The 25613-nt window shown below is 62.8% G+C and carries 25 protein-coding genes and 1 pseudogene; 6 read left to right on the plus strand and 20 right to left on the minus strand.

What is annotated here, in order from left to right:
• Positions 1–5: 5 nt before the first annotated feature.
• The 11 genes from FJ940_RS05380 to FJ940_RS05430 form a co-directional block, all read right to left on the minus strand.
• On the minus strand, positions 6–1259 hold the full coding sequence (locus FJ940_RS05380; protein ID WP_140497859.1) for a sarcosine oxidase subunit beta family protein: 1254 nt from the start codon (positions 1257–1259) through the stop codon (positions 6–8).
• A gap of 35 nt (positions 1260–1294) precedes the next feature.
• Positions 1295–2602 (minus strand): type III glutamate--ammonia ligase, encoded by a 1308-nt coding sequence (glnT, locus tag FJ940_RS05385; protein ID WP_140497861.1) that lies wholly within the window; start codon positions 2600–2602, stop codon positions 1295–1297.
• A gap of 63 nt (positions 2603–2665) precedes the next feature.
• Complete coding sequence (locus FJ940_RS05390) at positions 2666–3994, minus strand: FMN-binding glutamate synthase family protein (RefSeq protein ID WP_140514697.1); 1329 nt, start codon at positions 3992–3994, stop codon at positions 2666–2668.
• A gap of 6 nt (positions 3995–4000) precedes the next feature.
• On the minus strand, positions 4001–4732 hold the full coding sequence (locus FJ940_RS05395) for a GXGXG domain-containing protein (RefSeq protein WP_140655677.1): 732 nt from the start codon (positions 4730–4732) through the stop codon (positions 4001–4003).
• Between the two features lie 4 nt (positions 4733–4736).
• A complete protein-coding gene (locus FJ940_RS05400) occupies positions 4737–5633 on the minus strand; it encodes a glutamine amidotransferase family protein (protein ID WP_140558281.1) in 897 nt (298 codons plus the stop codon).
• 86 nt (positions 5634–5719) lie between these two features.
• Positions 5720–6049, minus strand: a complete 330-nt coding sequence (locus tag FJ940_RS05405) for a hypothetical protein (protein ID WP_140497867.1) — start codon at positions 6047–6049, stop codon at positions 5720–5722.
• A complete protein-coding gene (locus FJ940_RS05410) occupies positions 6046–6735 on the minus strand; it encodes a hypothetical protein (RefSeq protein ID WP_181171740.1) in 690 nt (229 codons plus the stop codon). The genes FJ940_RS05405 and FJ940_RS05410 overlap by 4 nt, the downstream gene beginning before the upstream one ends.
• A 43-nt stretch (positions 6736–6778) precedes the next feature.
• Positions 6779–8182, minus strand: a complete 1404-nt coding sequence (locus tag FJ940_RS05415) for an amino acid permease (RefSeq protein ID WP_140497869.1) — start codon at positions 8180–8182, stop codon at positions 6779–6781.
• A gap of 14 nt (positions 8183–8196) precedes the next feature.
• Positions 8197–8358: a hypothetical protein gene (locus FJ940_RS05420; RefSeq protein WP_140551131.1), complete on the minus strand. Its 162-nt coding sequence runs from the start codon at positions 8356–8358 to the stop codon at positions 8197–8199.
• Between the two features lie 15 nt (positions 8359–8373).
• Entirely contained in the window at positions 8374–8751 is a 378-nt protein-coding gene (locus FJ940_RS05425; protein ID WP_140497873.1) for a hypothetical protein, read from the minus strand.
• 14 nt (positions 8752–8765) lie between these two features.
• Positions 8766–9047 (minus strand): hypothetical protein, encoded by a 282-nt coding sequence (locus FJ940_RS05430; protein ID WP_140514705.1) that lies wholly within the window; start codon positions 9045–9047, stop codon positions 8766–8768.
• A gap of 283 nt (positions 9048–9330) precedes the next feature.
• Between FJ940_RS05430 and FJ940_RS05435 the strand changes: the two genes are divergently transcribed.
• The 4 genes from FJ940_RS05435 to FJ940_RS05450 are packed head-to-tail and all read left to right on the plus strand — an operon-like array spanning position 9331 to position 13112.
• Positions 9331–10464, plus strand: coding sequence for an aminomethyltransferase family protein (locus tag FJ940_RS05435; protein ID WP_140655679.1), 1134 nt, complete (start codon positions 9331–9333; stop codon positions 10462–10464).
• Between the two features lie 39 nt (positions 10465–10503).
• A complete protein-coding gene (locus FJ940_RS05440) occupies positions 10504–11100 on the plus strand; it encodes a dimethylamine monooxygenase subunit DmmA family protein (RefSeq protein WP_140655681.1) in 597 nt (198 codons plus the stop codon).
• Positions 11097–12062 (plus strand): PDR/VanB family oxidoreductase, encoded by a 966-nt coding sequence (locus FJ940_RS05445; RefSeq protein WP_140514711.1) that lies wholly within the window; start codon positions 11097–11099, stop codon positions 12060–12062. Before FJ940_RS05440 ends, FJ940_RS05445 begins: the two co-directional genes overlap by 4 nt.
• A 9-nt stretch (positions 12063–12071) precedes the next feature.
• Complete coding sequence (locus FJ940_RS05450; RefSeq protein WP_140497883.1) at positions 12072–13112, plus strand: DUF3445 domain-containing protein; 1041 nt, start codon at positions 12072–12074, stop codon at positions 13110–13112.
• A 128-nt stretch (positions 13113–13240) separates the two neighbouring features.
• Here the strand turns inward: FJ940_RS05450 and FJ940_RS28680 are convergent.
• Positions 13241–13610: pseudogene (locus tag FJ940_RS28680) on the minus strand (endonuclease domain-containing protein).
• A gap of 111 nt (positions 13611–13721) precedes the next feature.
• A complete protein-coding gene (locus tag FJ940_RS05460) occupies positions 13722–14444 on the minus strand; it encodes an XRE family transcriptional regulator (protein ID WP_140580709.1) in 723 nt (240 codons plus the stop codon).
• Positions 14445–14706: 262 nt separating this feature from the next.
• Here FJ940_RS05460 and FJ940_RS05465 point away from each other — a divergent pair, with 262 nt between their 5' ends.
• The gene (locus FJ940_RS05465) at positions 14707–16065 is read left to right on the plus strand and encodes an NAD(P)/FAD-dependent oxidoreductase (protein WP_140655683.1); all 1359 of its coding nucleotides are present in this window, start codon (positions 14707–14709) and stop codon (positions 16063–16065) included.
• 6 nt (positions 16066–16071) lie between these two features.
• Here FJ940_RS05465 and FJ940_RS05470 read toward each other — a convergent pair whose 3' ends face one another.
• From FJ940_RS05470 to FJ940_RS05500, 7 genes are all read right to left on the minus strand, one after another.
• Entirely contained in the window at positions 16072–16449 is a 378-nt protein-coding gene (locus FJ940_RS05470) for a GFA family protein (RefSeq protein WP_140514715.1), read from the minus strand.
• A 34-nt stretch (positions 16450–16483) separates the two neighbouring features.
• Positions 16484–18466, minus strand: coding sequence for an ABC transporter permease subunit (locus tag FJ940_RS05475; RefSeq protein ID WP_140655685.1), 1983 nt, complete (start codon positions 18464–18466; stop codon positions 16484–16486).
• The gene (locus tag FJ940_RS05480; protein ID WP_140655686.1) at positions 18463–19548 is read right to left on the minus strand and encodes a glycine betaine/L-proline ABC transporter ATP-binding protein; all 1086 of its coding nucleotides are present in this window, start codon (positions 19546–19548) and stop codon (positions 18463–18465) included. The genes FJ940_RS05475 and FJ940_RS05480 overlap by 4 nt, the downstream gene beginning before the upstream one ends.
• A 76-nt stretch (positions 19549–19624) precedes the next feature.
• Positions 19625–20599: an ABC transporter substrate-binding protein gene (locus tag FJ940_RS05485; protein WP_140629168.1), complete on the minus strand. Its 975-nt coding sequence runs from the start codon at positions 20597–20599 to the stop codon at positions 19625–19627.
• Between the two features lie 450 nt (positions 20600–21049).
• A complete protein-coding gene (locus FJ940_RS05490; protein WP_140514719.1) occupies positions 21050–21814 on the minus strand; it encodes an SDR family oxidoreductase in 765 nt (254 codons plus the stop codon).
• A gap of 80 nt (positions 21815–21894) precedes the next feature.
• Positions 21895–22764: a DUF427 domain-containing protein gene (locus FJ940_RS05495; protein ID WP_140558266.1), complete on the minus strand. Its 870-nt coding sequence runs from the start codon at positions 22762–22764 to the stop codon at positions 21895–21897.
• 173 nt (positions 22765–22937) lie between these two features.
• A complete protein-coding gene (locus tag FJ940_RS05500) occupies positions 22938–24593 on the minus strand; it encodes an ABC transporter substrate-binding protein (protein ID WP_140520851.1) in 1656 nt (551 codons plus the stop codon).
• 114 nt (positions 24594–24707) lie between these two features.
• Between FJ940_RS05500 and FJ940_RS05505 the strand changes: the two genes are divergently transcribed.
• Positions 24708–25610, plus strand: coding sequence for a LysR family transcriptional regulator (locus FJ940_RS05505; protein ID WP_140520850.1), 903 nt, complete (start codon positions 24708–24710; stop codon positions 25608–25610).
• The last annotated feature ends 3 nt before the right edge of the window (positions 25611–25613 follow it).

Below are 25613 nucleotides of genomic sequence, written 5' to 3' on the forward strand. Positions count from 1 at the left end.
GGCCTTCAGTGCAGGTTCGGTTGGGCGCCCTGGCCCTTTTCGTCTATCATCGCACCAGACCGGAACCGGTCGAGGCGAAAGCGGGCGGCCTCCTTGTGGGACTGGTCGCGGGCCAGCAGGTGGGCAAAGACGAGGCCTGAGCCCGGCGTCGCCTTGAAGCCGCCATAGCACCAGCCGGCATTGAGGTAGAGCCCGTCGACCGGCGTCTTGTCGATGATCGGCGAACCGTCCATCGACATGTCCATGATGCCGCCCCACTGGCGCAGCAGGCGCACGCGGCCGATCATCGGCATCAGCGCCATGCCGCCTTCGCAGACGTCTTCCATCACAGGCAAATTGCCGCGCTGGGCGTAGGAATTGTAGCCGTCTATGTCGCCGCCGAAGACCAGGCCGCCCTTGTCCGACTGGCTGACGTAGAAATGGCCGGCGCCGAACGTCATCACATTGGGGATGAGCGGCTTGATCGCCTCGGAGACGAAGGCCTGCAGCACATGGCTTTCGATCGGGAGGCGCAGGCCCGCCATCGCGGCGACGCGCGAGGAGGAGCCCGCGACGGCCATGCCGACTTTCCCGGCGCCGATCTTGCCGCGCGAGGTCTCGACGCCGGTCACCTTGCCGTTGGCGTCGCGCACGAAGCCCGTCACTTCGCAATTCTGGATGATGTCGACGCCGAGCGCGCTCGCCGCATGGGCGTAGCCCCAGACCACCGCGTCGTGCCGCGCCGTGCCGCCGCGCCGCTGCAAGAGCCCACCTTGCACGGGAAAGCGCGCATTGTCGAAATTCAGGAACGGCATCATCTTCTTGACCGCGGCAAGGTCGAGCAATTCGGCATCGATGCCGTTGATGCGCATCGTGTTGCCGCGCCGCGCATAGGCGTCGCGCTGCGCGTCGGAGTGATAGAGGTTTATGACGCCGCGCTGGCTGACCATCGTGTTGTAGTTGAGGTCCTGCTCCATCCGCTCCCACAGCTTCATCGATAATTCGTAGAAGCCGGTGTTGCCGGGCAGGCCGTAATTGGAACGGATGATGGTGGTGTTACGGCCGGCATTGCCGGAGCCGATCCAGCCCTTTTCCAGCACGGCCACATTCCTGATGCCGTACTCGCTGGCGAGGAACCAGGCGGTGGCCAGGCCATGGCCGCCGCCGCCGATGATCACCACGTCGTAGCGGTCCTTCGGGCTGGCGTCGCGCCAGGTGCGCTGCCAGTTCTTGTGGCCGGAGAAGGCGGCGCGGGCGAGCGAGAAGATCGAATATTTCATACGTTCATTCCGAGGTCGCTCGCACGCTGCGCCGGTCAGATGTCCAGCGTGTGGTCGCGCTCCCATTGCGTGAAGTGCGAAGCATAGGAATTCCATTCCTGGTGCTTCAGCTTTAGATAAGCCGACGAGAATTCCTCACCCAGCGCCGTCTTGAGCGATTTGTCATTGTCGAATTCGCGCAACGCGTCGAGCAGGTTGAGCGGCAATTTCGGCGCGCCCTCCACCGTGTGACCGTGCTGGTACATATCGATGTCGTAGCGCCTGCCGGGGTCGGCCTTGGAGCGGATGCCGTCGAGGCCGGCGGCGATGATGACGGCTTGCAGCAGATAAGGGTTGGCCGCGCCATCAGGCAGCCGCAGCTCGAAACGGCCGGGGCCGGGCACGCGCACCATGTGGGTGCGGTTGTTGCCGGTCCAGGTCACCGTGTTTGGCGCCCAGGTGGCGCCTGAAATGGTGCGCGGGGCGTTGATGCGCTTGTAGGAGTTGACGGTCGGGTTGGTGATGGCGGCGAGAGCCGAGGCATGTTTCATGATGCCGCCAAGAAAGTTCTTGCCCTTGGCCGACAGGCCGAGCTCCATCGAATTGTCGGCAAAGACATTGGTCTTGCCTGTTTTGTCCCACACCGAGATGTGCGCATGGCAGCCATTGCCGGTCAGTCCCTGGAAGGGCTTGGGCATGAAGGTGGCGCGCAGGCCGTGTTTCTCTGCGATCGACTTGACCATGAACTTGAAGAAAGAATGCTTATCGGCGGTCGCCAGCGCATCGTCGAAGGCCCAGTTCATCTCGAACTGGCCATTGGCATCCTCGTGGTCGTTCTGGTAGGCGCCCCAGCCGAGCGCCAGCATGTGGTCGCAGATCTCGGCGATGACGTCGTAGCGGCGCATCAACGCTTGCTGGTCGTAGCATGGTTTCGCCGCCGTATCATATTCGTCGGAGATCGTTTTGCCGTCGGGCGAGATCAGGAAGAATTCCGCCTCGACGCCGGTCTTGACATGCATGCCGTCGTTAGCGGCTTCCGCGATCAGTCGCTTAAGCGTGTTGCGCGGTGCCTGGTCGACCTCCTTGTCGTCCATGATGCAGTTGGCGGCGACCCAGGCGACGTCAGGCTTCCAGGGCAGCTGGATAACCGAATTCGGATCCGGCACCGCCAGCATGTCGGGATGTGCCGGCGTGAGGTCAAGCGAGGTAGCGAAACCGGCGAAGCCGGCGCCATCCTTCTGCATATCTGATATCGCCTGCGCCGGCACCAGCTTGGCGCGTTGCCCGCTGAACAGGTCGGTGTAGGAGATCATGAAATATTTGACGTTTTTCGCCCTTGCGAACTCTGCAAGATCAACTGTCACGGAAGTTCCCCATTTTTTGTCGATTGTTGGCCCTAGAGCATATGGCCTTCGGCCCTTTGTTGATCAGAAGCCGTTCTTCCCCGGTATCCAGTTGGTGCCGGCCAGCGGCACGCCGGCCATCGCGGCGGCCTCGATCGTGAGCGCGACGAGATCCTCGGGTTCGAGATTGTGCAGGCTGTTCTTGCCGCAAGCGCGGGCGATGGTCTGCGCCTCCAGCGTCATCACCTTGAGATAGTTCGCCAGCCGGCGGCCGGCGGCCACCGGATCGACCCGCTTCATCAGTTCGGGATCCTGCGTGGTGATGCCGGCCGGGTCGCGGCCCTCGTGCCAGTCGTCATAGGCGCCTGATGTGGTGCCGAGCTCGTTGTACTCCGCCTCCCAGCGGGGATCGTTGTCGCCGAGCGCGACAAGGGCAGCCGTGCCGATGGAGACCGCGTCGACGCCGAGCGCCAGCGCCTTGGCGACATCGGCGCCGTTGCGGATGCCGCCCGAGACGATCAACTGCACCTTGCGATGCATGCCGAGATCCTGCAGCGCCTGCACCGCCGGCCTGATGCAAGCGAGCGTCGGCTGGCCGACATTCTCGATGAACACTTCCTGCGTCGCCGCCGTGCCGCCCTGCATGCCGTCGACGACGACGACGTCGGCGCCGGCCTTCACCGCAAGCGCTGTGTCGTAGTAGGGGCGGGCGCCGCCGACCTTGACGTAAATCGGCTTCTCCCAGTCGGTGATTTCGCGCAGTTCGAGAATCTTGATCTCGAGATCGTCCGGCCCGGTCCAGTCGGGATGGCGCGAGGCCGAGCGCTGGTCGATGCCCTTGGGCAGCGTGCGCATCTCGGCGACGCGATCGGAGATCTTCTGTCCGAGCAGCATGCCGCCGCCGCCGGGCTTGGCGCCCTGGCCGACGACGACCTCGATGGCATCGGCGCGCCGCAGGTCGCGCAGATTCATGCCATAGCGCGAGGGGAGATATTGGTAGACGAGTTGCTTGGAATGGCCGCGCTCTTCCTCGGTCATGCCGCCGTCGCCGGTCGTGGTCGAGGTGCCCGACAGCGTCGCGCCGCGCCCGAGCGCTTCCTTGGCCGGGCCCGACAGCGAGCCGAAGCTCATGCCAGCAACGGTGATCGGGATTTTCAGCTCGATCGGCTTCTTGGCATGGCGTGAGCCCAACACGACTGATGTGTCGCAGCGCTCGCGATAGCCTTCGAGCGGATAGCGCGAGATCGATGCGCCCAGGAACAGAAGGTCGTCGAAATGCGGCAGCTTGCGCTTGGCGCCGGCGCCCCGGATGTCATAGATGCCGGTGGCCGCGGCGCGGCGGATCTCGGAAAGCGTGTAGTCGTCGAAAGTCGCGGATTTGCGCGGCGTCGTCGGCGGGTTGCGATAGGTCATGCTGCCTCAATACGCGTCGGCGTTGTCGATATTGAAATTGTAGAGCGTGCGCGCCGAGCCGTAGCGCTTGAACTCCGACGGCTTGACGCCGGTGACGCCGGCACGATCGAGCAGGCCTTGCAGGAGTTCGAGGTGTTCGGGCCGCATTTCCTTGGCGATGCAGTCGGCGCCCAAACTGTCGACCTTGCCGCGCACGAATAGCCGTGCCTCGTAGATGGAATCGCCGAGCGCGTCGCCGGCATCGCCCAGCACCACCAGATTGCCGGACTGTGCCATGAAGGCCGACATATGGCCGATATTGCCGTGCACGACGATGTCGATGCCTTTCATCGAAATGCCGCAGCGCGAGGACGCATTGCCCTCGATGACGAGCAGCCCGCCCTTGCCGGTGGCGCCGGCATATTGGCTGGCGTCGCCTTTGACTGTTATCGACCCCGACATCATGTTTTCGCCAACGCCGGGTCCCGCCGAACCATGCACGGTGATGGCACTGCCGGAATTCATGCCGCCACAGTAATAGCCGACGCTGCCGCGCACATCGATGCTGACCGGCTGGTCGGCGCCGACGGCGACCGAATGGCTGCCCTTCGGGTTCAACACTTCCCAGGCGGTCTCGTTCGAGCCTGGCGTCAGATTGTGCAGTGCCTGGTTGAGCTCGCGCAGCGACATCTGGTCCAGGTCGAACACCCGGGAGGCATGGTCGCTCGCCGCCGCGGTTGAAAGTTTTGTTGCCGGCATGAACTCAATGCTCCCAGAAATAGACGGTTGCGGGTTCCGGTTCCCAGACTCTCGCATTGTCTATGCCGGGCAGTTTGGTCAGCGCGCGATATTCCGAGCCGAAGGCGACATACTGGTCCGTTTCGGCCATCACGGCGGGCTTGCAGGCGATCGGGTCGCGCACCACGCCGAAGCCGTTCTTGGTGCCGACGACGAAGGTGAAGAAACCGTCGAGATCTGAGAGGGTGCCCTCCAGCGCCTCGCCGAGGTTCTTGCCATGCGCCATCTGGGAGGAGAGATAGGCGGCCGCCACTTCGGTGTCGTTCTCGGTCTCGAATTTCATGCCTTCGCGGACCAGTTCGCGGCGAACGTTGTTGTGGTTGGACAGCGAGCCATTGTGCACCAGGCACTGGTCGGCGCCGGTCGAGAACGGATGCGCGCCCATCGTCGTCACCGCCGATTCCGTCGCCATGCGGGTGTGCCCGATGCCATGCGTTCCGGTCATCCCACGGATGTCGAAGCGGTCGACCACAGCCTCGGGCAAGCCGACTTCCTTGTATATTTCCACGGCTTCGCCGGCGCCCATGATGCGGATGTCGGGCCTGAGCGACTGGATGATCTCACGCGCCGCATCGACCTTTTCGGGCGTGGTCCTGATGACGGCATGCGTCGATTTTACCGTGACGCCCACCGGCACGCCGAGCGCCTTGGTGAGTTCGGCGTCCAGTCCACGGAAATCACGCTCCGGCTTCGGCGACTGGATGGTGATCTTGGCCTCGTTGCCGGACGGCGCGCCATAGATCGCGATGCCGGCGCTGTCGGGGCCGCGATCGCTGAGCGATACCAGCATCTGCGACAACATCGCACCGAGCTGCGGCTCCAGCGCCTTGTCCTTCAGGAAAAGTCCAACGATTCCGCACATGCCAGCCTCCAGACCCTTTGTAGCTAAAAATGATGTATCGAATGAGTTCGGGGAATTCAATTGGTATGAAAAAAATATTCCTCTCGTTACGCGTTGTGTTTTGTCCCATCCGGCGGCCCATCGCCTTGTCGGCGCATGGAATGGGCCCATTTGGCGGTCCGGATACGAGCCATTTTGTAGGCGTCGAGGATCGACAGCGCATAGATCAGGAAGCCGCCGGCGTGGCGGCCGACAAAGCTGGCGTCGGGCGGGGCGATCTTCGCCGTCACCCAGGCCAGGATGACCATGAAGAAAAGAAACTGCAGGCCGCGCGTCGGAACGCCCAGCATGACGTGGCCGCTGCCCGGCAGCAGGGTTGCCGCGCCCAGGACGATATATGGGCTGGTAGGTCCGGGCGAGGGGGTTGCGCCGGTCATGCCGCTTTCCGTTCGTTCCTGTTGATCGCGTCGCGCAGTCCCGAAAGGGATACGAGCAGCCGCGAGATCAGCGCCGGGTCGATTTGCGCGTCACCGAAAGCGGCTTGCCGGAAGACACCGTAGCGGGCCCGCTCGGCTTCGGCCAGCAGCCAGACGATACGCACACCCTTTGGCGTGATCAGTAGCTCCTTGGCGCGTCCTTCTGAAAAGGGCTCCAGATGGTCGGCGATGATGTTTTGCGGGAAGCGCACGCCTCTGCGGTCCGTTCGAAGCACCGCCTCGGCGGGAAAGCCGGGCGCCTTCGGCAGCGTGTGGTCGAGATGGTCGAAATTGGAGAATGTCGTCGGCGAGCCCGGCCGCATCATCATGTCGAACGTGCCGGGCACGGCTGTTTTCTCCGTTATCGATACGCTGAGCCAGCGCGCCGGCAGCTTTCTCGTCGCCAGCGTGTCGACGATGGTGCGCAACTGCACGCGCTGGCCATTCCACGAGCCTTCCCAGGTGATGACGCCGGCAGTACCGTCCGAGACATCTTCGGCGTCGGCAATGACGGCGCGGATGCTGGCCTGGTCGGCGGCGCGCGCCACGGCAGCCCTGTTGCGGCTGCGGCGTGCCAGCCAGGCAAAGTGCAGGACGAGAGCCAGGACAGCCGCCCCGGCAAGCAGTGCTGACGTCACGTCGGACATTTCGTCATGCCAGGCCCGCCCAATTCGGACGGGCCTACTCCCATCAATAGCCCTGCGGTTTCGGCCACGGCATGGTGAACTGGTCGCCGCGCCGCACGAATTTGTAGCGATAGAAATGGAACCACAGCGAGATCAGGAAATAGAACGCGACCATGGCAATGAGCTGCGAGCCGAAGCCGAGGAAGATCGCGAAGAAGGTGACCACGCACAGGCAGAACAAGACGATCGCCGGCAGCGGGTGGAAGGGATGCGTGTAGCCGCGGCGGATCGAACCCAGAGGCCACTTCTTCCGGAACATCATGATGTTGATGCTCATGAACGTATATTGCAGCACGCCGGACAGGATCGAGAAGGTGATCGCCTGGTTGAGGTCGGCGATGAAGGCGAAGGCGAGCGCGATCGGCAGCAGGAACAGGATCGAGCGGTAGGGTGTGCGGTATCTCGGGTGCACCGCCGAGAACCAGCTCGGCAGGTAGCGATCGCGGCCGAGCGAGAACCAGGCGCGCGCCGCGTCGTTGATGCAGCCATTGGCGGACGCCAGTGCGGCAAGCAGCGTGGCGATGAACAGGAGGTTTTCCAGCAGCGGGTTGCCGGTCAGCTTGCCGGCGTCCCACAGCGGATAATAAGTGATGCCGAGATATTCCCAGGGCATCAGCGAGGCGCAGACATACCAGGTCATGGCGGCGGCGATCAGAAGCGTGATCATGCCGGCCATCGTGCCATAAGGCAGCGAGCGCGCGGGCGAGCGCACTTCCTCGGCCGCCTGCGTGGTGCCCTCGATGCCGAGATAGTACCAGATGCCGAACTGGAAAGCGGCGATGACGCCGATCCAGCCATAGGGCAGCGCGTTCTCTGGGGTGACCAACTCGTTGAGCTTGAGCACCGCGCCTTGCGTCCACGGGCTGACCGAGAAGAACAGGATGACGATGGAGATGTAGGCAATCGCGGTGATGACGAAGTTGACGTTGAGCGTCATCAGCACGCCGCGATAGTTGAGCCATGCCAGGACGACGATGGTGGCGGCGATGAAGGAGTTGTGGGTGAGGCCCTCGACGCCCGCCTTGGCGACGATCGTGTCGCCGAGCAGGATGGCGTCCGACACTTCGAGCATGGTGTAGGCAAAGACCAGGAACAGCGCGACGTTGAAGGCCATCAGCGGCCCGACGATGTGCTTGGCCTGCGCATATTGGCCGCCCGCGGCGGCGACCGTCGACGTCACTTCGGAATCGATCATGGCGACCGAGGTATAGAGCAGCCCGACGACCCAGCAGACGATCAGCGCGGCAAGCGCGCCGCCCTTGTCGGCGGAGAAATTCCAGCCGGTGAACTCGCCGACCAGGACGATGCCCACACCCAACGCCCAGACATGGGCCGGGCCAAGCACCCGAAGCAGCGAGACCCTGTCGCCATTTGTTGCCGAACCCGCAGTTTCAACCACGACCGTCATCGATCAATCCCCACTCAGATCCGGTGTTTTTCGGAAGCGGCTTCAAGTTCGCCTTCGCGCGAGGACGTCAGCACATCCTCGGAGTAGGTCGTATCGACCTTGAACCAATCGTAGAGCATCCACAGCGCAAGCACGATCGAGATGCCCCAGCATGCGTAAGAGAGCGCTATCCACATGGTCTTGTCCCCGGATTATTTCTCGTCGAACTTCTCGTTGATGACGTCGCGATATTCACGGTCCGATGCCCGGAACAGGAACACGAAATAACCGATCAACACGGCTGCCATGACAACCAGCGTCGGCCAGTCGATGATGTAGTGGAAACGGTTCTGGATGATGTCGTGCGCGGTCTCGGGCGTATAGCCGAGCCTTTCCCAGATCGACGCCATGGTCGGGTTCTGGCCGAGCGCCTCCCAGGTCTTGGCGTCGAGCGCATCGATGGACTTGGCTGCTCCCGCCAATCCCAGTTTCAGCGGCAGCCACAGCGCCACGAAGATGGCGACCACGACGACGGCGATATCGAAGACCTGCCCGGCCTTGCTCTGTTGCGGCGGCGTGTAGCGGGACATGCTTCTCTCCCCCCTCAGGATTTGCGGTTGCGGTCGTAATTCTTGATGTCGAGCCCGTAGATGAACTCCTTGTCCTCCTTGTAGTGGTTGACCATGGCCAGGATCGCCGCCGTGTTGAAGATCAGCACCGCGGCGGCGGCAATCGCGACGACGGCCTTGATGCCGTCATGCGGGATATGCGGCCATGTCATGAAGAGAACGAAGAGGATCGTCGCCCACAGGCAGACGATCAGGAGCGCGGATCCGCGCAAGTCGGAACGGTACAGCGCCTCGATGCGCTGCTGCAGGTCTGACATCGGTTTTCCCCTTTTTCGACGTCCGGTTCCGAATCCACCGTCCGCCGTTCTCTTTCAAGAGAGTGAAATTTTTTTCATAAATTCAGACCGAATTCGGAAATTGTCAAGGCGAATTTACGCAGAGTTAACCGTCTTGTTCGGATGACGAATTTTGCCTGACAATGAAATTATTTGCTTTCAGGGGATTGCAGGCCCCACGCGTTTGCGATCAATATTCGCTCAAAGCTCCAGCCCGCGCGCACAGGAGCAGGGAACATAATCAAAATATCGAACGGAGGATCGGATGACGGCATCCTGGAGATTTTCAACCCTGGCGGATCGCCATCGCGCGCTGGGTTCGAAACTCGAAGACTGGAGCGGCATGGGCACCGCCTGGACCTACGACAAGGATGCCGACGAGGAATACATCGCTATCCGCACCAAGGCCGGGCTGATGGATGTCTCGGGCCTGAAGAAGGTCCACCTCACAGGCCCGCACGCCTCGCACCTCATCGATCTCGCCACCACGCGCGACGTCGAAAAAATCTATCCCGGCAAATCGGCCTATGCCTGCATGCTCAACGAGGCGGGAAAATTCACCGACGACTGCATCCTCTACCGCACCGGGCCGAATAGCTGGATGGTGGTGCATGGCTCGGGAACCGGACATGAGGAGTTGCAGCGGGCGGCGATGGGCAGGGACGTGTCGCTGCGCTTCGACGACAATCTGCACGACCTCTCGCTGCAGGGGCCGGCGGCGGTCGACTATCTTGCCAGGCACGTGCCGGGCATTCGCGACCTCAACTATTTCCATCACATGCAGACGCAGCTCTTCGGTTTTCCGGTGATGATCTCGCGCACCGGCTATACCGGCGAGCGCGGCTATGAAATCTTCTGCCGCGGCCAGGATGCCGGCACGATCTGGGACAGGATCCTCGACGAGGGCAAGAGCGCCGGCATCATCCCGTGCCGCTTCACTACGCTCGACATGCTGCGCGTCGAGAGCTATCTCCTGTTCTATCCCTACGACAATTCGCAGAAATATCCGTTCGAGAATGAAGGCCCCGGCGACACGCTGTGGGAACTCGGCCTCGACTTCACCGTCAGCCCGGGCAAGACCGGCTTTCGCGGCGCCGAGGAGCACTACCGTCTCAAGGGCAAGGAGCGCTTCAAGATCTATGGCGTGTTGCTCGACGGCAAGGAGCCGGCCGACGAGGGCGCTCCGGTCTATCGCGATGGCAGACAAGTCGGCGTCGTCACCTGCGCCATGTATTCGCCGCTGGTCGAGAAATCGATGGGCATCGCCCGCCTCGACGTCGACTGCGCCGTCAAGGACACAAGGCTCGAGATCCGCAACAGGAGCGGATCGATCAAGGCGACGGCGCAGCCATTGCCGTTCGATGACCCAAGGAAGACCAAGCGCACGGCGAAAGGCTGAGGCATAGTCGAAGCGAGGGTTCGAGGCGCGAAGCAGAGAATGGCAGCCAAGTCGATCATCAGCCGGCCCGTCTACGGAATCTTGTCGCCGCAGCCCGGCAAGCATCATCTTTTCATCGCCGATGCCGAGGGTGCGCTCGCGATAGCGGACATGGCCAAAACGGCTCCGGACAGGTTCTTCGACGGTGCCGAAATCGTCTTCATTCCCGGGCCGGACGACAAGCATGTCGCCGCTCTCGAAGCGCTGAAACCGGCGCGCTTCCACCAGGCGCCGTCCTTCGCCAGCCTGCTGCCGCGGCTGAAACAGACGCTTGATAACGCGCATATGGGCCTGCGCCTCTATCTCGCCGGTACCGAAGGGCTGATCGGCCAGGCCATGCAGGTGGCGCTCGATGCCGGCATCGACCACACCGCGATCCAGACCGAACATCGCGGCTCGCTGGCGCGCCGCGTGCAGTGCGTGCATTGCAAGGGCATCACCGAGAATGTAACGACGCAACCCGCCACCTGCTCGCATTGCGGCCTGCTACTTCTGGTGCGCGACCACTATTCGCGGCGGCTGGCGGCGTTCCAGGGCGTCTGCATCAATGCCGAGGATCGCAGCGAAATTCCTCCGTTCGAGGAGGTCTTCCGATGAGCACCGGCACCACCAAACTCGACGTCGTCGTCAGCGATGTTGTCCCCGTCAACGAGCTGGTCACCCGCTTTCATTTCCGCCGCCGCGACGGCGAGCTGTTGCCGACCTTTTCAGGCGGCGCCCATGTTGTGGTCGAGATGCGCGACGGCGACCGCACAAGGCTCAATCCCTATTCGCTGATGGGCTCGCCGCTCGACACGCGCGAATACACGATCTCGATACGTCGCGACGATGTCGGCCGGGGCGGCTCGCTTTTCATGCACCGGAGCGTCAAGCCCGGCCTGGAGATGGTGATCTCCTATCCAGTCAATCTGTTCTCACTCGATCTCCGGGCGAAGAAACATTTGATGCTGGCGGGCGGCATCGGCATCACGCCCTTCATGGCCCAGACCGCGCAGTTGGCAGGCGATGGCGGCAATTTCGAACTGCACTACACCTGCCGCACGGCTTCGCTCGGCACCTATGCCGATGTGCTGCAACAGCGCTACGGCCGCCGGGTCCGGCTCTATCACGACGACCGCGGGGAACGCATAGACCTCGACCGGCTGCTGTCGTCGCAGCCGCTCGGCACGCATCTCTATGTCTGCGGTCCGGCAGGCATGATCGGCTGGGTGCGCGAGCGCGCCGCCGCGCTTGGCTGGCCACCGGAGACCGTGCATTTCGAGCATTTCGCGGCGCCGCAACCGGGATTGCCCTTCGATGTGACGCTGGCCGTCAGCGGCAAGAGCATCCGGGTCGGCGAGCAGCAGAGCCTGCTCGAGGCGATCGAGGCGGCCGGCGTCGATCCGCCCTATCTCTGCCGCGGCGGCGTTTGCGGCCAATGCGAAACCAACGTCATCGCGTCCGACGGCAAGTTCATCCACAACGACCATTGGCTGAGCGAGGAAGATCATCGCTCCGGCTGCAAGATCATGCCGTGCGTGTCGCGCTTCGAAGGCAAATCGCTGGTCTTGGAAAGATAGGAGGCGAGCTTGGGCATCACCTTTCGCAAGGAAACGTTTCGCGACGACTTCACCTTCAGGAACAGCCCTGAGCACATCAGGCGGTTCCCGTTTCCGTTCCATGAAGACAGCTACATGTATGCGGTCAACATCGAGCCGCATGTCGTCGGTCCGAAGGGCAGCGTGCTGGAAAACCTGATAGATGTCGATGAGCACTATGTCGCCGAGATGCAGGACCGCGCTCTGGTCCTGGCCGAGGATCCGTTGCGCTGCCAGTCGCTGCCGCACATGACGCTCGCCGGCTGGGATCTGCTCGAACTTCTGATGGAGCAGCAGGCGCTGGGCTATCCCGAGCATTTCACGCTGACCCGAGACGGCGATCGCTGGCGCTGGATCAACCGGCCGCTCGGCATCGACGACACCTTCACCTTCGGCGACACAACGACGCTGCCTTACGGGCCGATGGAGTACATCACCCGCCAGAGCCAGGGCGATTTCTGCATCCTCGATCAGCGCGACGGCAATCTTTGGATGGATGCCGGAATGGTCACCACCCAGGCCGACTGGTCGCTCGATTTTGACATCGGCATGAACTTCTTCGAGTGGCACGCGCCGGTACCGCTGGCACATGAAAAGGGGATTTTCGTCAGGGCGCTGAAGTTCCTCATCAACATCCAGCAGGGCAAGCCGGCGCGTCGCCTGAACTGGACCATGACCGTCAATCCGCGCCTCGACACCAGCCCCGAGAATTATCACAAATGGGGCCCGGACCGGGCGACGGTGACGCCCGACAATGTCGGCGACAAGGTGCATCTGCGCGTCGAGTTGCAGAGCTTCTGGCGCCTGCCGCGCTCCAACGCCATCGTCTTCCCGATCCGCTGCTACCTGATCAAGATGGACGAGCTGGTGACGCAACCGAAATGGGCGCGCCGCCTGCACCGCGTCGTCCGCGACCTGCCCGAGGAGCTTGCCACCTACAAGGGGCTGACGCGCTACCGCCCGACACTGGTCGAGTGGCTGTCGAAATTGGATGATGGCAGTGCGACGAGCCCGGGATTCGGGCCGGATTGATTGCTGTATTGACGCTGCCCTCCAAGCAGCCAATCTCCCCCCAAGAGGGGGAGATGCCCGGCAGGGCAGAAGGGGCGCCGTGGAGCGCAGGCCTTGCCCAATGTCCAACCTCTAACGCTCCGCGAAACTCACCCGCCGCCCAGCCCGGCCACAATCACGACATGCTGGCAGACACTGTCGATGTCGCGGATAACATCGTCGTTCCAGAAGCGCAGGACGGTCCAGCCCAGGGCTTCGAACTTGGCGGTTCTTGCAGCGTCCAATTCCAACGCTTCGGCTTGGCCATGCTGGGAACCATCAAGCTCGACGATCAGCTTTTTGTCCGGGCATGCAAAATCGACGATATGGCCGGCGATAGGCATCTGGCGCCGAAAACCCCAGTCCCATCAACCTACGTGCCCTGATCTCATTCCAGAGCTTGAGTTCGGCGTCGGTCATCACCTTGCGCATCCTGCGCGCATTGCGGCGGTTGTTGGAGGATACGAGATTATGCGTCATCGCGGTTCGCCCCCCTCTGTCCTGCCGGACATCTCCCCCTCAAGGGGGGAGATCGGATGTCACTTCGGCTTTCGCCAATCGCCAATGCTGTAAAAAAGGAATCGAGCCCCGTTAACCCGCGCTCTGCGGATAGCAAATAATCGACAGATAGCGCATGGGCAGTTTCGTCAGCTGCTCCGGTCCGTGCGGGGCGTCGGCGTCGAAGAACAGGCTGTCGCCGGGCTTCATCGGATAGAGATTGCTGCCGTGCCGGTAAATGACCTCGCCCTCGAGCATATAAAGGAATTCCATGCCCTCGTGCTGGAAGGTCGGGAACACGTCCGAATCCTCGGTCAGCGTGATCAGATAGGGCTCGACGACGACGCCGCTGGTGTTTGAGCCGATATGGCCAAGCAGATTGTACTGGTGGCCGGCGCGCGTGCCGCGGCGCTCGACGTCCAACCCTTCGCCCGCCTTGACGAAAACGGCGCTGCGCTCCTCTTCGAAGCGGCGGAAGAAGGCGGTGACGGGAACACCCAGCGCCCGCGACAGCGCCTGCAAGGTGGTCAGCGACGGCGAGGTGATGCCGTTCTCGATCTTCGACAGCATGCCCAGCGAAATGTCGGTGGCGACCGCCAGATCGGCGACGGTGATGCCGAGCTTCTTGCGGAACGCGCGCACCTCGCGGCCGATCGCCACTTCCAGCACCTTTTCACGCGTGTCGCGGATGGCGTGCGGGTTCTGGGTAAGCGGCGCGCGGATGGTCTTCCCGTCCACCGAGACCTTTGGCAGCGGCTTTGCCTTTGCGCCGCCGGCTCCAGCACCGGCCTTTGGATTTGAAGCGTTTTTCGCCATGTCGCCCCCGGACTTCGCGGATTTATTTCACTCAAGGTGAACATATTCGGTGGCGATACATGAGCGCAGCCGCGTCGGCAAGCCGTCTTATGCCGCATGCGCCAATCCCGCGATTTCGGGCAATGCGGGTTCTTCGCCAGGAATCCGCCTTGCGCAAACGCCGTTCCCGCAGATGGCTGTTGACAGTGCCGGAGGGCCAATTACTGTCACTGCCAGTGAAATTTGTTTCGCTGGGGAAATTAAAAAAAATGGAGGCCCGGACATGAACACTCGCGTTGCCGTCATCGGGGCCGGACCGTCCGGCCTAGCACAGCTCAGGGCCTTCAAGTCAGCGGCCGACAAACGGGCAGACATTCCCGAGATCGTCTGCTTCGAAAAGCAGTCCGACTGGGGCGGCCTGTGGAATTATACATGGCGCACCGGCCTCGACGAGCATGGCGATCCGGTGCACGGCTCGATGTATCGCTATCTCTGGTCGAACGGGCCGAAGGAATGCCTGGAATTTGCCGACTACACGTTCGAGGAACATTTCGGCCGACCGATCGGCTCCTATCCCCCGCGCGCCGTGCTGTGGGACTACATCAAGGGCCGCGTCGAAAAGTCAGGCGTGCGCAAATGGGTGCGCTTCAACAGTCCTGTGCGCATGGTGACCTTCACGGACGAGACGAAGAAATTCACCGTCACCGCGCATGACCGCACCAACGACGTCACCTATTCGGAAGAGTTCGACAATGTCGTCGTCGCGTCCGGGCATTTCTCGGTGCCAAACGTTCCCTATTTCGAGGGGTTCTCGACCTTCAACGGCCGCATCCTGCACAGCCACGATTTCCGCGACGCGATGGAATTCAAGGGCAAGGACATCCTGATCATCGGCCGCTCCTATTCGGCCGAGGACATCGGCTCGCAGTGCTACAAATACGGGGCGAAGTCGATCACCTCGAGCTACCGCTCCAAGCCGATGGGCTTCAAATGGCCTGAGAACTGGAAAGAGGTGCCGCTGCTGCAGAAGGTCGTCGGCAAGACCGCGCATTTCAAGGATGGTTCAACCAAGGATATCGACGCAATCATCCTGTGCACCGGCTATCTCCATTCCTTCCCCTTCCTCACCGACGACCTGAAGCTCAAGACCGCCAACCGCATGTGGCCGCTGGATCTTTATGAAGGCGTCGTTTGGGAGAAGAACCCGAAGCTTTTCTACATCGGCATGCAGGACCAGTTCTACACTTTCAACATGTTCGACGCGCAGGCTTGGTACGCGCGCGACGTCATCATGGGCCGCATCAAGCTGCCGTCCGCGCAGGCAATGGCCGAGCACGGTGCCAGATGGCGGGCGCGCGAGGAGACGCTGGAAGACGCCGAGCAGATGATCTGGTTCCAGGGCGACTACACCAAGGAATTGATGGACCAGACCGACTATCCCGGCTTCGACGTCGAGGCGGTCAACCAGACCTTCATGGAATGGGAGCATCACAAGGTGGAAGACATCATGAGCTTCCGCGACCATTCCTACCGCTCGTTGATGACCGGCACCATGGCGCCGCTGCACCATACGCCCTGGCTGCAGGCGCTGGACGATTCGATAGAGAGCTATCTGGAGGTGAAGGGCGTCGCGGCGGAGTAGCGGCTTTCAGGCCGGCAACACGACCCAGTCGTGGCGGCTTTCGCCGTAGACGGCTTGCGTCGGCGCAGGGAAAGACGGATCGGCGAAACAGCCGACCGCGACAGCGACCGCCTCCGGTTTGCGCGACGGATACCAGAACACCGTCGAGCCACAGTTTCCGCAGAAGTGGAAAGTGACGGGAAAGCCGCTGTCGGAATTGCGCCGGAATGTCTGGGATGAGCCGTCGATGTCGATCGCGTCGGCATCGAAGAAAGCCGCTATCCCGAACGGACTGCCGGTGCGCCGCTGGCAATCCAGGCAGTGGCAAAGCGATATTTTGGCCGGCTGTTGCGGACAGCGGATCTGCAATTGGCCACAGGTGCAGCGAGCAATCCTGCTGGTCATGTCTTCCTCCCTTGATAAGTTCGCCGCTTGAGCTTTAACCCAGCCTCGCCCGTGCTTTCGCCGTCCAGGCATTGAACAGCCGGTCGGCGACGATGCCGATGAAGGCGATGGCGAGGCCCGCCACGATGCCGCGGCCGGAATCGGCCTTGGACAGCGCGATGAACACCTCCTGGCCGAGATCACGGGTGCCGACCATGGCGCAGATGATGATCATCGCCAAAGCCATCAGGATCGTCTGGTTGACGCCCAGCATGATCTCGGGCAGCGCGAGTGGCAATTGCACGCGAAAGAAAGTCTGGCGCGGCGTGCAGCCCGAAACCTTGGCCGCCTCGATCAGTGCCGGCGGCACTTGCCTGATACCGTGATTGGTGTAGCGGATCGCCGGCACCACGGCGAAGGCGATCGTTGCGATCATCGCGGTGACGTCACCGACGCGGAACAGCATCACCACCGGAATGATGAAGCAGAAGGAGGGCAGTACCTGCAGCGTATCGATGACGGGCGTGATCACCTTCTCGACGCGGTCGCTGCGCGCGGCCATCAGGCCGATCGGAATCCCGATCAGGCAAGCGACGAAGGCCGAGATGCCGCAGAGATAGACGGTCGCCATGGTCTTTTCCCACAGCCCGGTGACGGCGCAGAAGGCGGTCAGCACTGCCACCAGAGCGGCCAGGCGCAGGCCGGAAAGCTGATAGCCGGCAAGGCCGAGCAGAAATACCGCGCCCAGCCACGGAAAGCTTTCGCAGAAGGCGCGCACCGGGTTCAGCACGTTAAGGATCAGCGCCACGCGGAACGCCTCGATGACATCGAAGAAGTTGATCGTCACCCAATTCACCGCCGCTTTCCACAATGGCGCGGTGGTGAAGGTGATCGCCTTCGGCACCGCCGCAAAGGCAGGCACGAAGAGGCCAAGCAGTGTGGTGACGATCAGGATGGCGACGGCCAGCGTCAGATTGGGATAGCGCCGCCAGAAGGCGGGCTGGACTTGCCGGTGGACGTGACCTTTTGCGTGGTTGGCGGCGATGGCCTGGCTCAACCGGTCGAGCGCGACGGCCAGCGCCACGATGGCCAGCCCCGCTTCCATGGCTTCGCCGACCTTCAGCGCACGCAGCGCCAGCAACACGTCATAGCCTAGCCCGCCGGCGCCGATCATCGAGGCGATGATCACCATGTTCAGCGCCAGCATGATCACCTGGTTGACGCCGACCATCAGCGTCGGCCGCGCCGACGGCAAAAGCACGCGCCACAGTTTCTGCCGCGCCGTGCAGCCGGCCATCTCGCTGAAATCGTCGATCTCGGACGGCACCCGCGACAGGCCGAGCATCGTTGCCCGCACCATTGGCGGGGTGGCGAAGATGGCGGTGGCGATCATCGCCGAAACCGGACTGTTGCCGAACAGAAGCAGCATCGGGATGAGGTACGCGAAGGTCGGGATGGTCTGCATCAGATCGAGGGCAGGGGAGACCACCAGCCGCTCCGCCCAGGGTTTCCGCCAGGCCCAGATGCCGACGAACAATCCCGTGGCGATGCAGAATGGCACGGCGATGGAAATCAGCGCCAGCGTCAGCATGGCGCTGGTCCATTGGCCGAACAGCGCGACGTAGAGAAAGCAGCCGCCGACCAGCATGCCGAGCTTGCGGCCGCCAGCGGCATGCCCGGCGACAAACGCCGCCGCGCAGATGCCGATCCAGGACAGGCGCGGCAGCATATAGGCGTCGGCACCGTGGCCGATCTTGAAATTCTTTGCCAGAAGGTCGAGCGCGAAATCGAGCGGCACGCCGAGCACGGCAGTGATCGACCGCGTCAGCCATGACAGGTTTATCTTTATCCAGCGCATCAGGGCGCTGACCCAATCGGCGACCGGCACGATCGCCTCGGCCGGATAGTTGGCAGCCCAGGGGAGACTGTCCTGGAGCAGGAACACGACCAGCACCACGGCAAGCGCTGCGGCCCAGACCAGCAGCCGGGTCTGCGCCGGTCGCGGCCTCGTCCCACTGGCGCTTGCCGTTACTGTCATGCACCGGCTCCTGACCTCTCGATGCCGGCGAGCAGGTCGATCACCGCTTGCGGCGTCACCTCGCCGATCGGCTTGCCGCTGCCGTTGATCACCGCGAACGGTCTGCCGCCCGCCACGATGCTGGCCGAGAAGCTGGCAATCTTGGCCTCCGGCGCCACCGTGCCGCCATGCTCGGCGCCGTCGCAGGCGCGCATCAGGCTCTTCGCCGAGATCACCTTGGCGCGGTCGACGTCGCGGGTGAATTCGGCGACATAGTCTGTCGCGGGATTAACCACCAGTTCCTCCGGCGTGCCGATCTGGATGACTTCGCCATCCTTCATGATGGCGATGCGGTCGGCCAGCCTTATCGCCTCGTCGAAATCATGGGTGATGAAGACGATGGTCTTGTGCAGCATGGTTTGCAATCGCATCAACTCGTCCTGCATCTCGCGGCGGATCAACGGGTCGAGCGCCGAGAACGGTTCGTCGAGGAACCAGATCTCCGGCTTGGTCGCCAGGCTGCGGGCGATGCCGACACGCTGCTGCTGGCCGCCTGAAAGTTCGCGTGGATAGAAATGCTCGCGGCCGCGCAGGCCGACAAGCTCGATCACGTCGCGGGCGCGTGCTTCGCGCGTCGCGCGGTCCTGCCCCTGGATGCTGAGCGGAAAGGCGATGTTGTCCAGCACGTTGAGATGCGGCAGCAGCGCGAAATTCTGGAACACCATGCCCATGCGGTGGCGCCTGAGTTCGATGAGCGCCGCATCGGAGATCTTGAGCAGGTCCTTGCCCTCGAACTCGACCTTGCCGTGCGTCGGCTCGACCAGACGCGACATGCAGCGCACCAGGGTCGACTTGCCCGACCCCGAGAGCCCCATGATGGTGAAGACATCGCCCTGGCGGATTTCAAGATCGACGCCGCGTACCGCCCCGACCAGTCCGGCAGCGGCGACATCGGCCATGCTGGCCTTGCCGTCGCGCTCGCGGATGAAACTGGCCGCGTTCGAACCGAACAGTTTCCAGACATTGCGGCAAGCCAGCTTTATCGGGCGGGCATCCTTTGGCGCGCCCGCAACGTTTGATCCCGGTTCGGTCTTGTCAAGCATTCAAGCGTCCTTCTGGAATATCGACGATTGAGACCCGGCCGATCGACGGCCGGGTCTCATTCTCCAGTCGGAGCGATCACTGTGCCCAGGCTTTCCAGTCGGCTTCGTGGGCGGCGATCCAGGCGGCGGCGACGTCCTCCGGCGTCTTGCCGCCGAGGTCGATCTCGCCGCTCATCTTGTTGAGCTCGTCGGTGTCGACCGTGTAGGCCTTGGCCACCTTGTAGGCGACGGGCCATTTGTCCTTCATGCCGTTCCAGGCATATTTCCAGATCTCGCCATGCGGCTTGCCGCAATCATATTTGGCATCGGGATTCGTGCCCCATTTCGGGTCGCTGTAGCATTCGAGCGTGTATTCGGGGAATTCGACCCACTCGCCCTTGTATTTGGCCGGCGCCCAATGCGGCGAATAGATCCACAGCATAATCGGCGCCTTGCGCTGATAGGCCGAATCCAGCTCCGCGAACATCGCCGCGTCGGTGCCGGCGTGGATGACTGTGAATGGCAATTTGAGTGCCTCGACGCGCTCGTCGTCAAAACCCTCCCAGGTCACCGGACCGCCGAGATAACGACCCTTGGGTGCCGTCTCGGCTGTCGAAAAGGCCTCGGCGCATTTCGGGTCTTTCAGCGCTTCCCAATTGGGCAAGCCGGGGCATTTCTCTTTCATATATTCGGGGAACCACCACTCTTCCTTGGCCTTGGGGCCGAGCTTGCCGAGGCGCTCGGTCTGGCCGGTGGCATCGGAAGCCTTCATCGCCTCGCCGGCGGTCGTGTCCCAGAATTCCAGGCCGACATCGAGGTCGCCATTGGTGAGACCGGTGGTCAGGCTGGAGAGGTAATCGGCGGTCGGATATTCGACGGTGTAGCCGAGCTTTTCGAGAATGCCGCCGAGAATCTTGGCGTTGAGGTTGACGCTGGTCCAGTCGAACAGCGCGATCTTGATGGGGTCGTTGGATTCAGGGGCTGCGGCGTGGACGGAAAGCGTTGGCAGGCTCAGTGCCGCGAGCGCGGCGGCGCCCAGGGACAGTTTAGAAACTCTGCTCCGAAATGACATGCTTGTTCTCCTTCAAGCTGTGACGGTTATCGTTCGTTCCCTTCTTGCGTCTTTCTGCCCTTGTTGGGTTTTTTCTTGATTGTGTTGGAAAGACCTGCCTTTGCGCAAGGCCGTTTCCGCCATCGCGCGGCCAAAACCGGCGCAGGCGGGATTGTGCTGAGTTTTTGATTTGCGGAAATGGTGCTGAGAGGGTCGGCGTCATAGCTGCCGACGCATCGCTACGACAGCGATCACCTGCCGGTCGATTGCCAGCCTTATGGCGCCCTGCAAAATGCGAGCCATCAGGGTCCCCTGACCTCGGCTATCGGCCCGGCAAGCCCCATCGCCAGGACGGTTTCATGGGATGAAATTATATATACCAACGTTCATCGCGCGCAACGACTAAGGCTTTGCTGGATGCATAATTCGGACCGCAGGCGAGGTCGCACCCAACCCACCTGCCGAGCCACCTTACCAGCAGACGTAGCCGCCATCGACGATCAGGTCGAGGCCGGTGACAAAGCTCGACGCGCGGCTGGCCAGGAACACGGTCGGCCCGACCATTTCCTCGGGCGCCGCCATGCGCCCCATCGGCGTGTCGCGCTTGAAGATCTTTATCTCTTCCGCCACCTCCGGCCGCTTGTTCATCGGCGTCAGCGTGTAGCCCGGGCTGACCACATTGACGCGCAGGCCGCGGTCGGCCCACTCCATGGCGAGGCTCTTCGACATGTGGATGACGGCGGCCTTCGAGGAATTGTAATGCGCCTGCGTCAGCCCGCGATTGACGATGGTGCCCGACATCGAGGCGATGTTGACGATCGAGCCCTTGCGCCGCGCCAGCATCTTGCGCGCTTCGGCCTGGCAGGACAGGAACACGCCGGCGACATTGACCTCGTGCACCTTCCGCCACGTCTCCAGGGCCATTGTCTCGGCCGGCTCCGATCCGGCGATGCCGGCATTGTTGACGGCAATCGTCAGGGCGCCGAGTTCGCTCTCGACGCGGTCGGTCGCCGCCGCGAGATCGCCCTCGGACGTCACCGTGCCCGTCAGCACCAGCGCCTTGCGCCCAAGCGCGGTGATACGCTGTGCGGTCTCCTCCAGCCCGCCCTTCGATGCATGGCCGAAACAGGCGACGTCGGCGCCGGCCTGCGCCAATCCGATCGCGATTGCCTGGCCGATGCCGCTGCCGGCACCGGTAACCAGCGCGACATCGCCGTCCAGCTTGAAAAGATCCATCGATAGCCCTCCCTGCTTCAGGGAGGGTATGCGCTGTCCCGCGTTCCGATCAAGCCTTCAGCGCGGGCATGGCGACACGGCTAGAAATAGCCGTCGGAGGCGGCCGTGGCTTCTTTCGGGATCTCGACGCCGTCGACCAGGATCTTGTCGACCAGTTCGTGATGGAAGCAGACCAGGCCCTTGATGCGCTCCGCCTCATGCACCGGCTCGGGATAAGACCAGACGAGGTTCTCGTGGCGCTTCTTGCCCGTCGTCACGTGATAGTAGTTGGAGATGCCCTTGTAGGGGCAGCGCGAGATGTAGCGGCTGGGCGCGAACATATCGAGCCGCGTGTCGGAGATCGGCAGATAATGGCGTACCGGATGGCCGGTCTCGAACAGGAACACGCCGCGCCGTGAATCGGCGACCTGCTCGCCGTCCAGGATGACCTGCACCCGCCGTGAGGACGGCAGGCAGTCGACCCGCCGGAACGGGTCGCGGGCGTGGACGAAGATCTCCTCGTCCTCCTCATACCAGTGCGTCATCTTGGGCCAGTAGAAGGACATGTAGTCCGCGATCGGCGGACAGCCCTTGACCGGGTCGAGATAGCGCCAGGCGGCATCCTCGACCAGCGTGATGCCGGTGTTGAGCGAGTAGTGCGTAGCCAGGCCCTTGAACGGATCTTCCGTCGTCGTCCTGCTCGGCAGCAGGAACTCCTCGCGCACGTCACTCATCGGGAAGTAGTAGACCGGCAGGTGATCGGATTCGTAGAACACCAGCGCCCTGGTCGTGTCGGCGACGATCATCGATCCCACTTGCACGCGCAGCCGCTTCTGCATCGGCATGGTGAAGGCGACGTAGCCGGGCTCGAACTCATACTGCACGATCGTGTCGAGCAAGGGAAAATGCGGCCCGCGGCCGCGCAAATGAGGCTTGCGAATGGTAGTCTCCCGTTTCTTTTCTTTTGTCATCGAGTGTTCGCGCAAAGCGAGATGGAGCTGGATTGAGTCATCGTATCGGAGTGGGTTTCCGGGCGGCGGGCTTCTCCTGAGTCGAGCGGCTCGAACAATGGCCCCCCATCGCCCTTCGCAGCCCGCTGGCGGATAGCCTCGCCGCCCGAAATCAGAAATTGTCCATCCAGCCCCTATCCCAGCGACACCCGGTCGAGCAGCAGGCCGGCGGCGATCGGCGGCAGCCCGCTGACATTCTTGCGCACCGGCACCAGGAGGTCGGGGAAATAGCTGAAGATGACAGGCGTCTCGTCGAGCAGCAGCTTCTGGATGTCTGACGCCGCCGCGCGCTGTGCGCCGATGTCGAGCGCCTTGAGATAGGAAGTGACCATGCCGTCATAGGCTGGGCTCTTGAAATGCGCCGCGTTCCACGGACCGTCGCTGACCAGCGGGCTTTTCAGGAACACGTTCGGCACGCTGCGATGGGCGTAGTCGGTGATGCCGAGCGGGCTGTCCAGCCAGTCCGATTGACCGAACACCGCCTTGCCGTAATATTTGTCCTGGTCCTCGATGTTGAGCGAGACGCGCGCGCCGATCTCCTTGGCGAAGTTCTGGAACAGCTGCGCGTAGCCGGGAATGTCGGAGTAGCGCAGCGTCGTCAGCGTGATGTCGAAGCCGCTGCCGAGGCCCACGGCTTCCATAAGCTGCTTGGCCTTGGCGATGTCCTGGGCGCGCTGCGGCACCGTTCTGTCGGTCGCGGGGAAGGCCGGCGCAAACGGGCTGTCATTGCCGGTCGCCGCCATCCCGCGGCACAGCCCATCCACCAGCTTGGAACGGTCGATGCACAGCGCCAGCGCCTGGCGCACGCGCTTGTCGGTGAAAGGCGCCATGTCGCAGCGCATGTGGAGCTGGCGGTGCGCGGTCGAGGCGACGCGCAGCACGGTGATGTCGGGGCTGTTCAGCACCACTTGGCTGACATCGAGCGGAACGGCGTCGAGAATGTCCACTTCGCCGGCCTGCAGCGCCAGGATGCGCGGCTGGACATCGCCGTAGAATTTGAACTCGAGCCGGTCGGGCAGCGCCTTCTCGCCCCAATAATCGGGGTTGCGGATGAACGTCGCGCCGACTTTCGGCGTGTAGCTCTCCAGCCGAAATGGGCCGGTGCCTTCAAAAGTCTTTTCGTAATCGCCCTTGTAGCTCGCCGGCAGGATGACGGCATTGTAGTTGTCGATCGACACCGAATAGGGAAAGCTGCCGTTCGGCACGTCGAGATGGAAGGCGACGGTGTGGTCGTCGACCTTGCGGGTGCCGCCCTTCGACAGCAGGCCCTTGAACACCGAAAGCGCGTTCGAGGCCCCGTCCGGGTCGGCCAGCCGGTCGAAGGTCGCGACGACGTCGTCGGCCTTGAAGTCCTCGCCATTGTGGAATTTCACGCCCTTGCGCAGCTTGAACGTCCAGACGCTGCCGTCCTCGTTCGGCGACCAGCTTTCCGCCAGCACCGGCTTCAGCGTGAGGTCCGGCTGTGTGACGCAGAGGAATTCGGCGGTCTGGAAAACCAGCTGGTAGCTGCCGCTGTCGTAGTAGGTGACGGGATCGATGGCCCCGCCTGGCGTCGCCACGCCGGCGCGCACCGTGCCGCCCGGCTTGCCTTCGGCGCGGGCTTCTTGCGTGTCGAGACCGGCGGCGGCGACAAGGCTGCCCAAGAACGGCAGCGAAAGGCCGAGAACGCTGCCATGACGCAGGAAATCGCGCCGGTCGAGCCGGCCGGCCAGCAACTCGTCGACAGCGGAATTTTCGATTGCAGTCAGATTCCTGCGGGCGATGTCGATCCTCTCGAAATGCTTCGGCATGGCTGCAATCCTCGCTTGTCTTGGGACAGGCCATCTAGTTCATCGTTGACCGCGAGCGGAAAGCGATATTTTTTGATAGGGGGCATCGGAATTTTCGATGCGGGGAGCCAAGGCATGGACACCGAAAACCTGCGCAGTTTCCTGGAGATTGCCGAGCATGGCAGCTTCACCGTCGCGGCCAATCGGCTGAACCTTGCCCAGTCCACCGTCAGTGCGCGGATAAGAGTGCTGGAGGAGCAGTTGGGGCGACGGCTTTTCATCCGCGACCGCGATGGCATCACGCTGACGCCGGCCGGCCGCCAGTTCCTGCCGCATGCATCCGCCATCACCCGTACCTGGGAGCAATCGAGGCAGGACATCGCCGTTCCCGATGGCTACGAAACACTGCTGCGGCTGACCGCGCCCGCCTATCTGTGGGAGCGCATCACTTCGCCATGGGTCGAATGGATGCGCGCCGAGCGGCCGAACGTTGCGTTGCGGCTCGAGGGCAGTTTTCCCGATCTGGCGATCGATCAACTGGCCGAAGGCCTGCTCGACATCTGCATCCTCTATCTGCCGCGGCCGCATCCCGGCATCGTTTACGAAACGCTGGCCGTCGACCAGGTGGTGCTTGTCCAGCATGCCGCCCAGACGAAGCCGTGGACCGAGAACTACATACTGATGGACTGGGGGCTCGAATTCCGCATCGAGCATGATCGGGCGTTTGCCGGCATGGTCAAGCCGGCCATTTCGGCCGGCCTAGTCTTCATCGGGTTGCAGCACGTGCTGTCGCAGCAAGCCGCCGCCTATCTGCCGCTCAGCGCCGTCAGCGCCCATATCGAGCGCGGCGAAATGAAACGCGTCGCGAACACGCCCGTGTTCCAGCGGCCGATCTATCTTGCCTATCCCAGCAATCCGGCCTCGTCGGATGTGCTCGACGTGGCCTTGGCGGGATTGCGGGCACTGACGAGGGATTGGGCCGGCGAGCAGGGCTTCGCCGAGGGCGACCGGTCCTTCAGCATGGCCGGCCATCCGTGAAGG

This window comes from Mesorhizobium sp. B2-3-7, from assembly GCF_006442695.1.
Taxonomy (GTDB): Bacteria; Pseudomonadota; Alphaproteobacteria; order Rhizobiales; family Rhizobiaceae; genus Mesorhizobium.

Excerpts from the sequence above, each read along its gene's own strand:
- FJ940_RS05380 (WP_140497859.1), bottom strand. The coding sequence starts at position 1,259 with ATGAAATATTCGATCTTCTCGCTCGCCCGCGCCGCCTTCTCCGGCCAC.
- FJ940_RS05390 (WP_140514697.1), bottom strand. The coding sequence starts at position 3,994 with ATGACCTATCGCAACCCGCCGACGACGCCGCGCAAATCCGCGACTTTC.
- FJ940_RS05395 (WP_140655677.1), bottom strand. The coding sequence starts at position 4,732 with ATGCCGGCAACAAAACTTTCAACCGCGGCGGCGAGCGACCATGCCTCC.
- FJ940_RS05400 (WP_140558281.1), bottom strand. The coding sequence starts at position 5,633 with ATGTGCGGAATCGTTGGACTTTTCCTGAAGGACAAGGCGCTGGAGCCG.
- FJ940_RS05405 (WP_140497867.1), bottom strand. The coding sequence starts at position 6,049 with ATGACCGGCGCAACCCCCTCGCCCGGACCTACCAGCCCATATATCGTC.
- FJ940_RS05410 (WP_181171740.1), bottom strand. The coding sequence starts at position 6,735 with ATGTCCGACGTGACGTCAGCACTGCTTGCCGGGGCGGCTGTCCTGGCT.
- FJ940_RS05415 (WP_140497869.1), bottom strand. The coding sequence starts at position 8,182 with ATGACGGTCGTGGTTGAAACTGCGGGTTCGGCAACAAATGGCGACAGG.
- FJ940_RS05420 (WP_140551131.1), bottom strand. The coding sequence starts at position 8,358 with ATGTGGATAGCGCTCTCTTACGCATGCTGGGGCATCTCGATCGTGCTT.
- FJ940_RS05425 (WP_140497873.1), bottom strand. The coding sequence starts at position 8,751 with ATGTCCCGCTACACGCCGCCGCAACAGAGCAAGGCCGGGCAGGTCTTC.
- FJ940_RS05430 (WP_140514705.1), bottom strand. The coding sequence starts at position 9,047 with ATGTCAGACCTGCAGCAGCGCATCGAGGCGCTGTACCGTTCCGACTTG.
- FJ940_RS05435 (WP_140655679.1), top strand. The coding sequence starts at position 9,331 with ATGACGGCATCCTGGAGATTTTCAACCCTGGCGGATCGCCATCGCGCG.
- FJ940_RS05440 (WP_140655681.1), top strand. The coding sequence starts at position 10,504 with ATGGCAGCCAAGTCGATCATCAGCCGGCCCGTCTACGGAATCTTGTCG.
- FJ940_RS05445 (WP_140514711.1), top strand. The coding sequence starts at position 11,097 with ATGAGCACCGGCACCACCAAACTCGACGTCGTCGTCAGCGATGTTGTC.
- FJ940_RS05460 (WP_140580709.1), bottom strand. The coding sequence starts at position 14,444 with ATGGCGAAAAACGCTTCAAATCCAAAGGCCGGTGCTGGAGCCGGCGGC.
- FJ940_RS05465 (WP_140655683.1), top strand. The coding sequence starts at position 14,707 with ATGAACACTCGCGTTGCCGTCATCGGGGCCGGACCGTCCGGCCTAGCA.
- FJ940_RS05470 (WP_140514715.1), bottom strand. The coding sequence starts at position 16,449 with ATGACCAGCAGGATTGCTCGCTGCACCTGTGGCCAATTGCAGATCCGC.
- FJ940_RS05475 (WP_140655685.1), bottom strand. The coding sequence starts at position 18,466 with ATGACAGTAACGGCAAGCGCCAGTGGGACGAGGCCGCGACCGGCGCAG.
- FJ940_RS05480 (WP_140655686.1), bottom strand. The coding sequence starts at position 19,548 with ATGCTTGACAAGACCGAACCGGGATCAAACGTTGCGGGCGCGCCAAAG.
- FJ940_RS05485 (WP_140629168.1), bottom strand. The coding sequence starts at position 20,599 with ATGTCATTTCGGAGCAGAGTTTCTAAACTGTCCCTGGGCGCCGCCGCG.
- FJ940_RS05490 (WP_140514719.1), bottom strand. The coding sequence starts at position 21,814 with ATGGATCTTTTCAAGCTGGACGGCGATGTCGCGCTGGTTACCGGTGCC.
- FJ940_RS05495 (WP_140558266.1), bottom strand. The coding sequence starts at position 22,764 with ATGACAAAAGAAAAGAAACGGGAGACTACCATTCGCAAGCCTCATTTG.
- FJ940_RS05500 (WP_140520851.1), bottom strand. The coding sequence starts at position 24,593 with ATGCCGAAGCATTTCGAGAGGATCGACATCGCCCGCAGGAATCTGACT.
- FJ940_RS05505 (WP_140520850.1), top strand. The coding sequence starts at position 24,708 with ATGGACACCGAAAACCTGCGCAGTTTCCTGGAGATTGCCGAGCATGGC.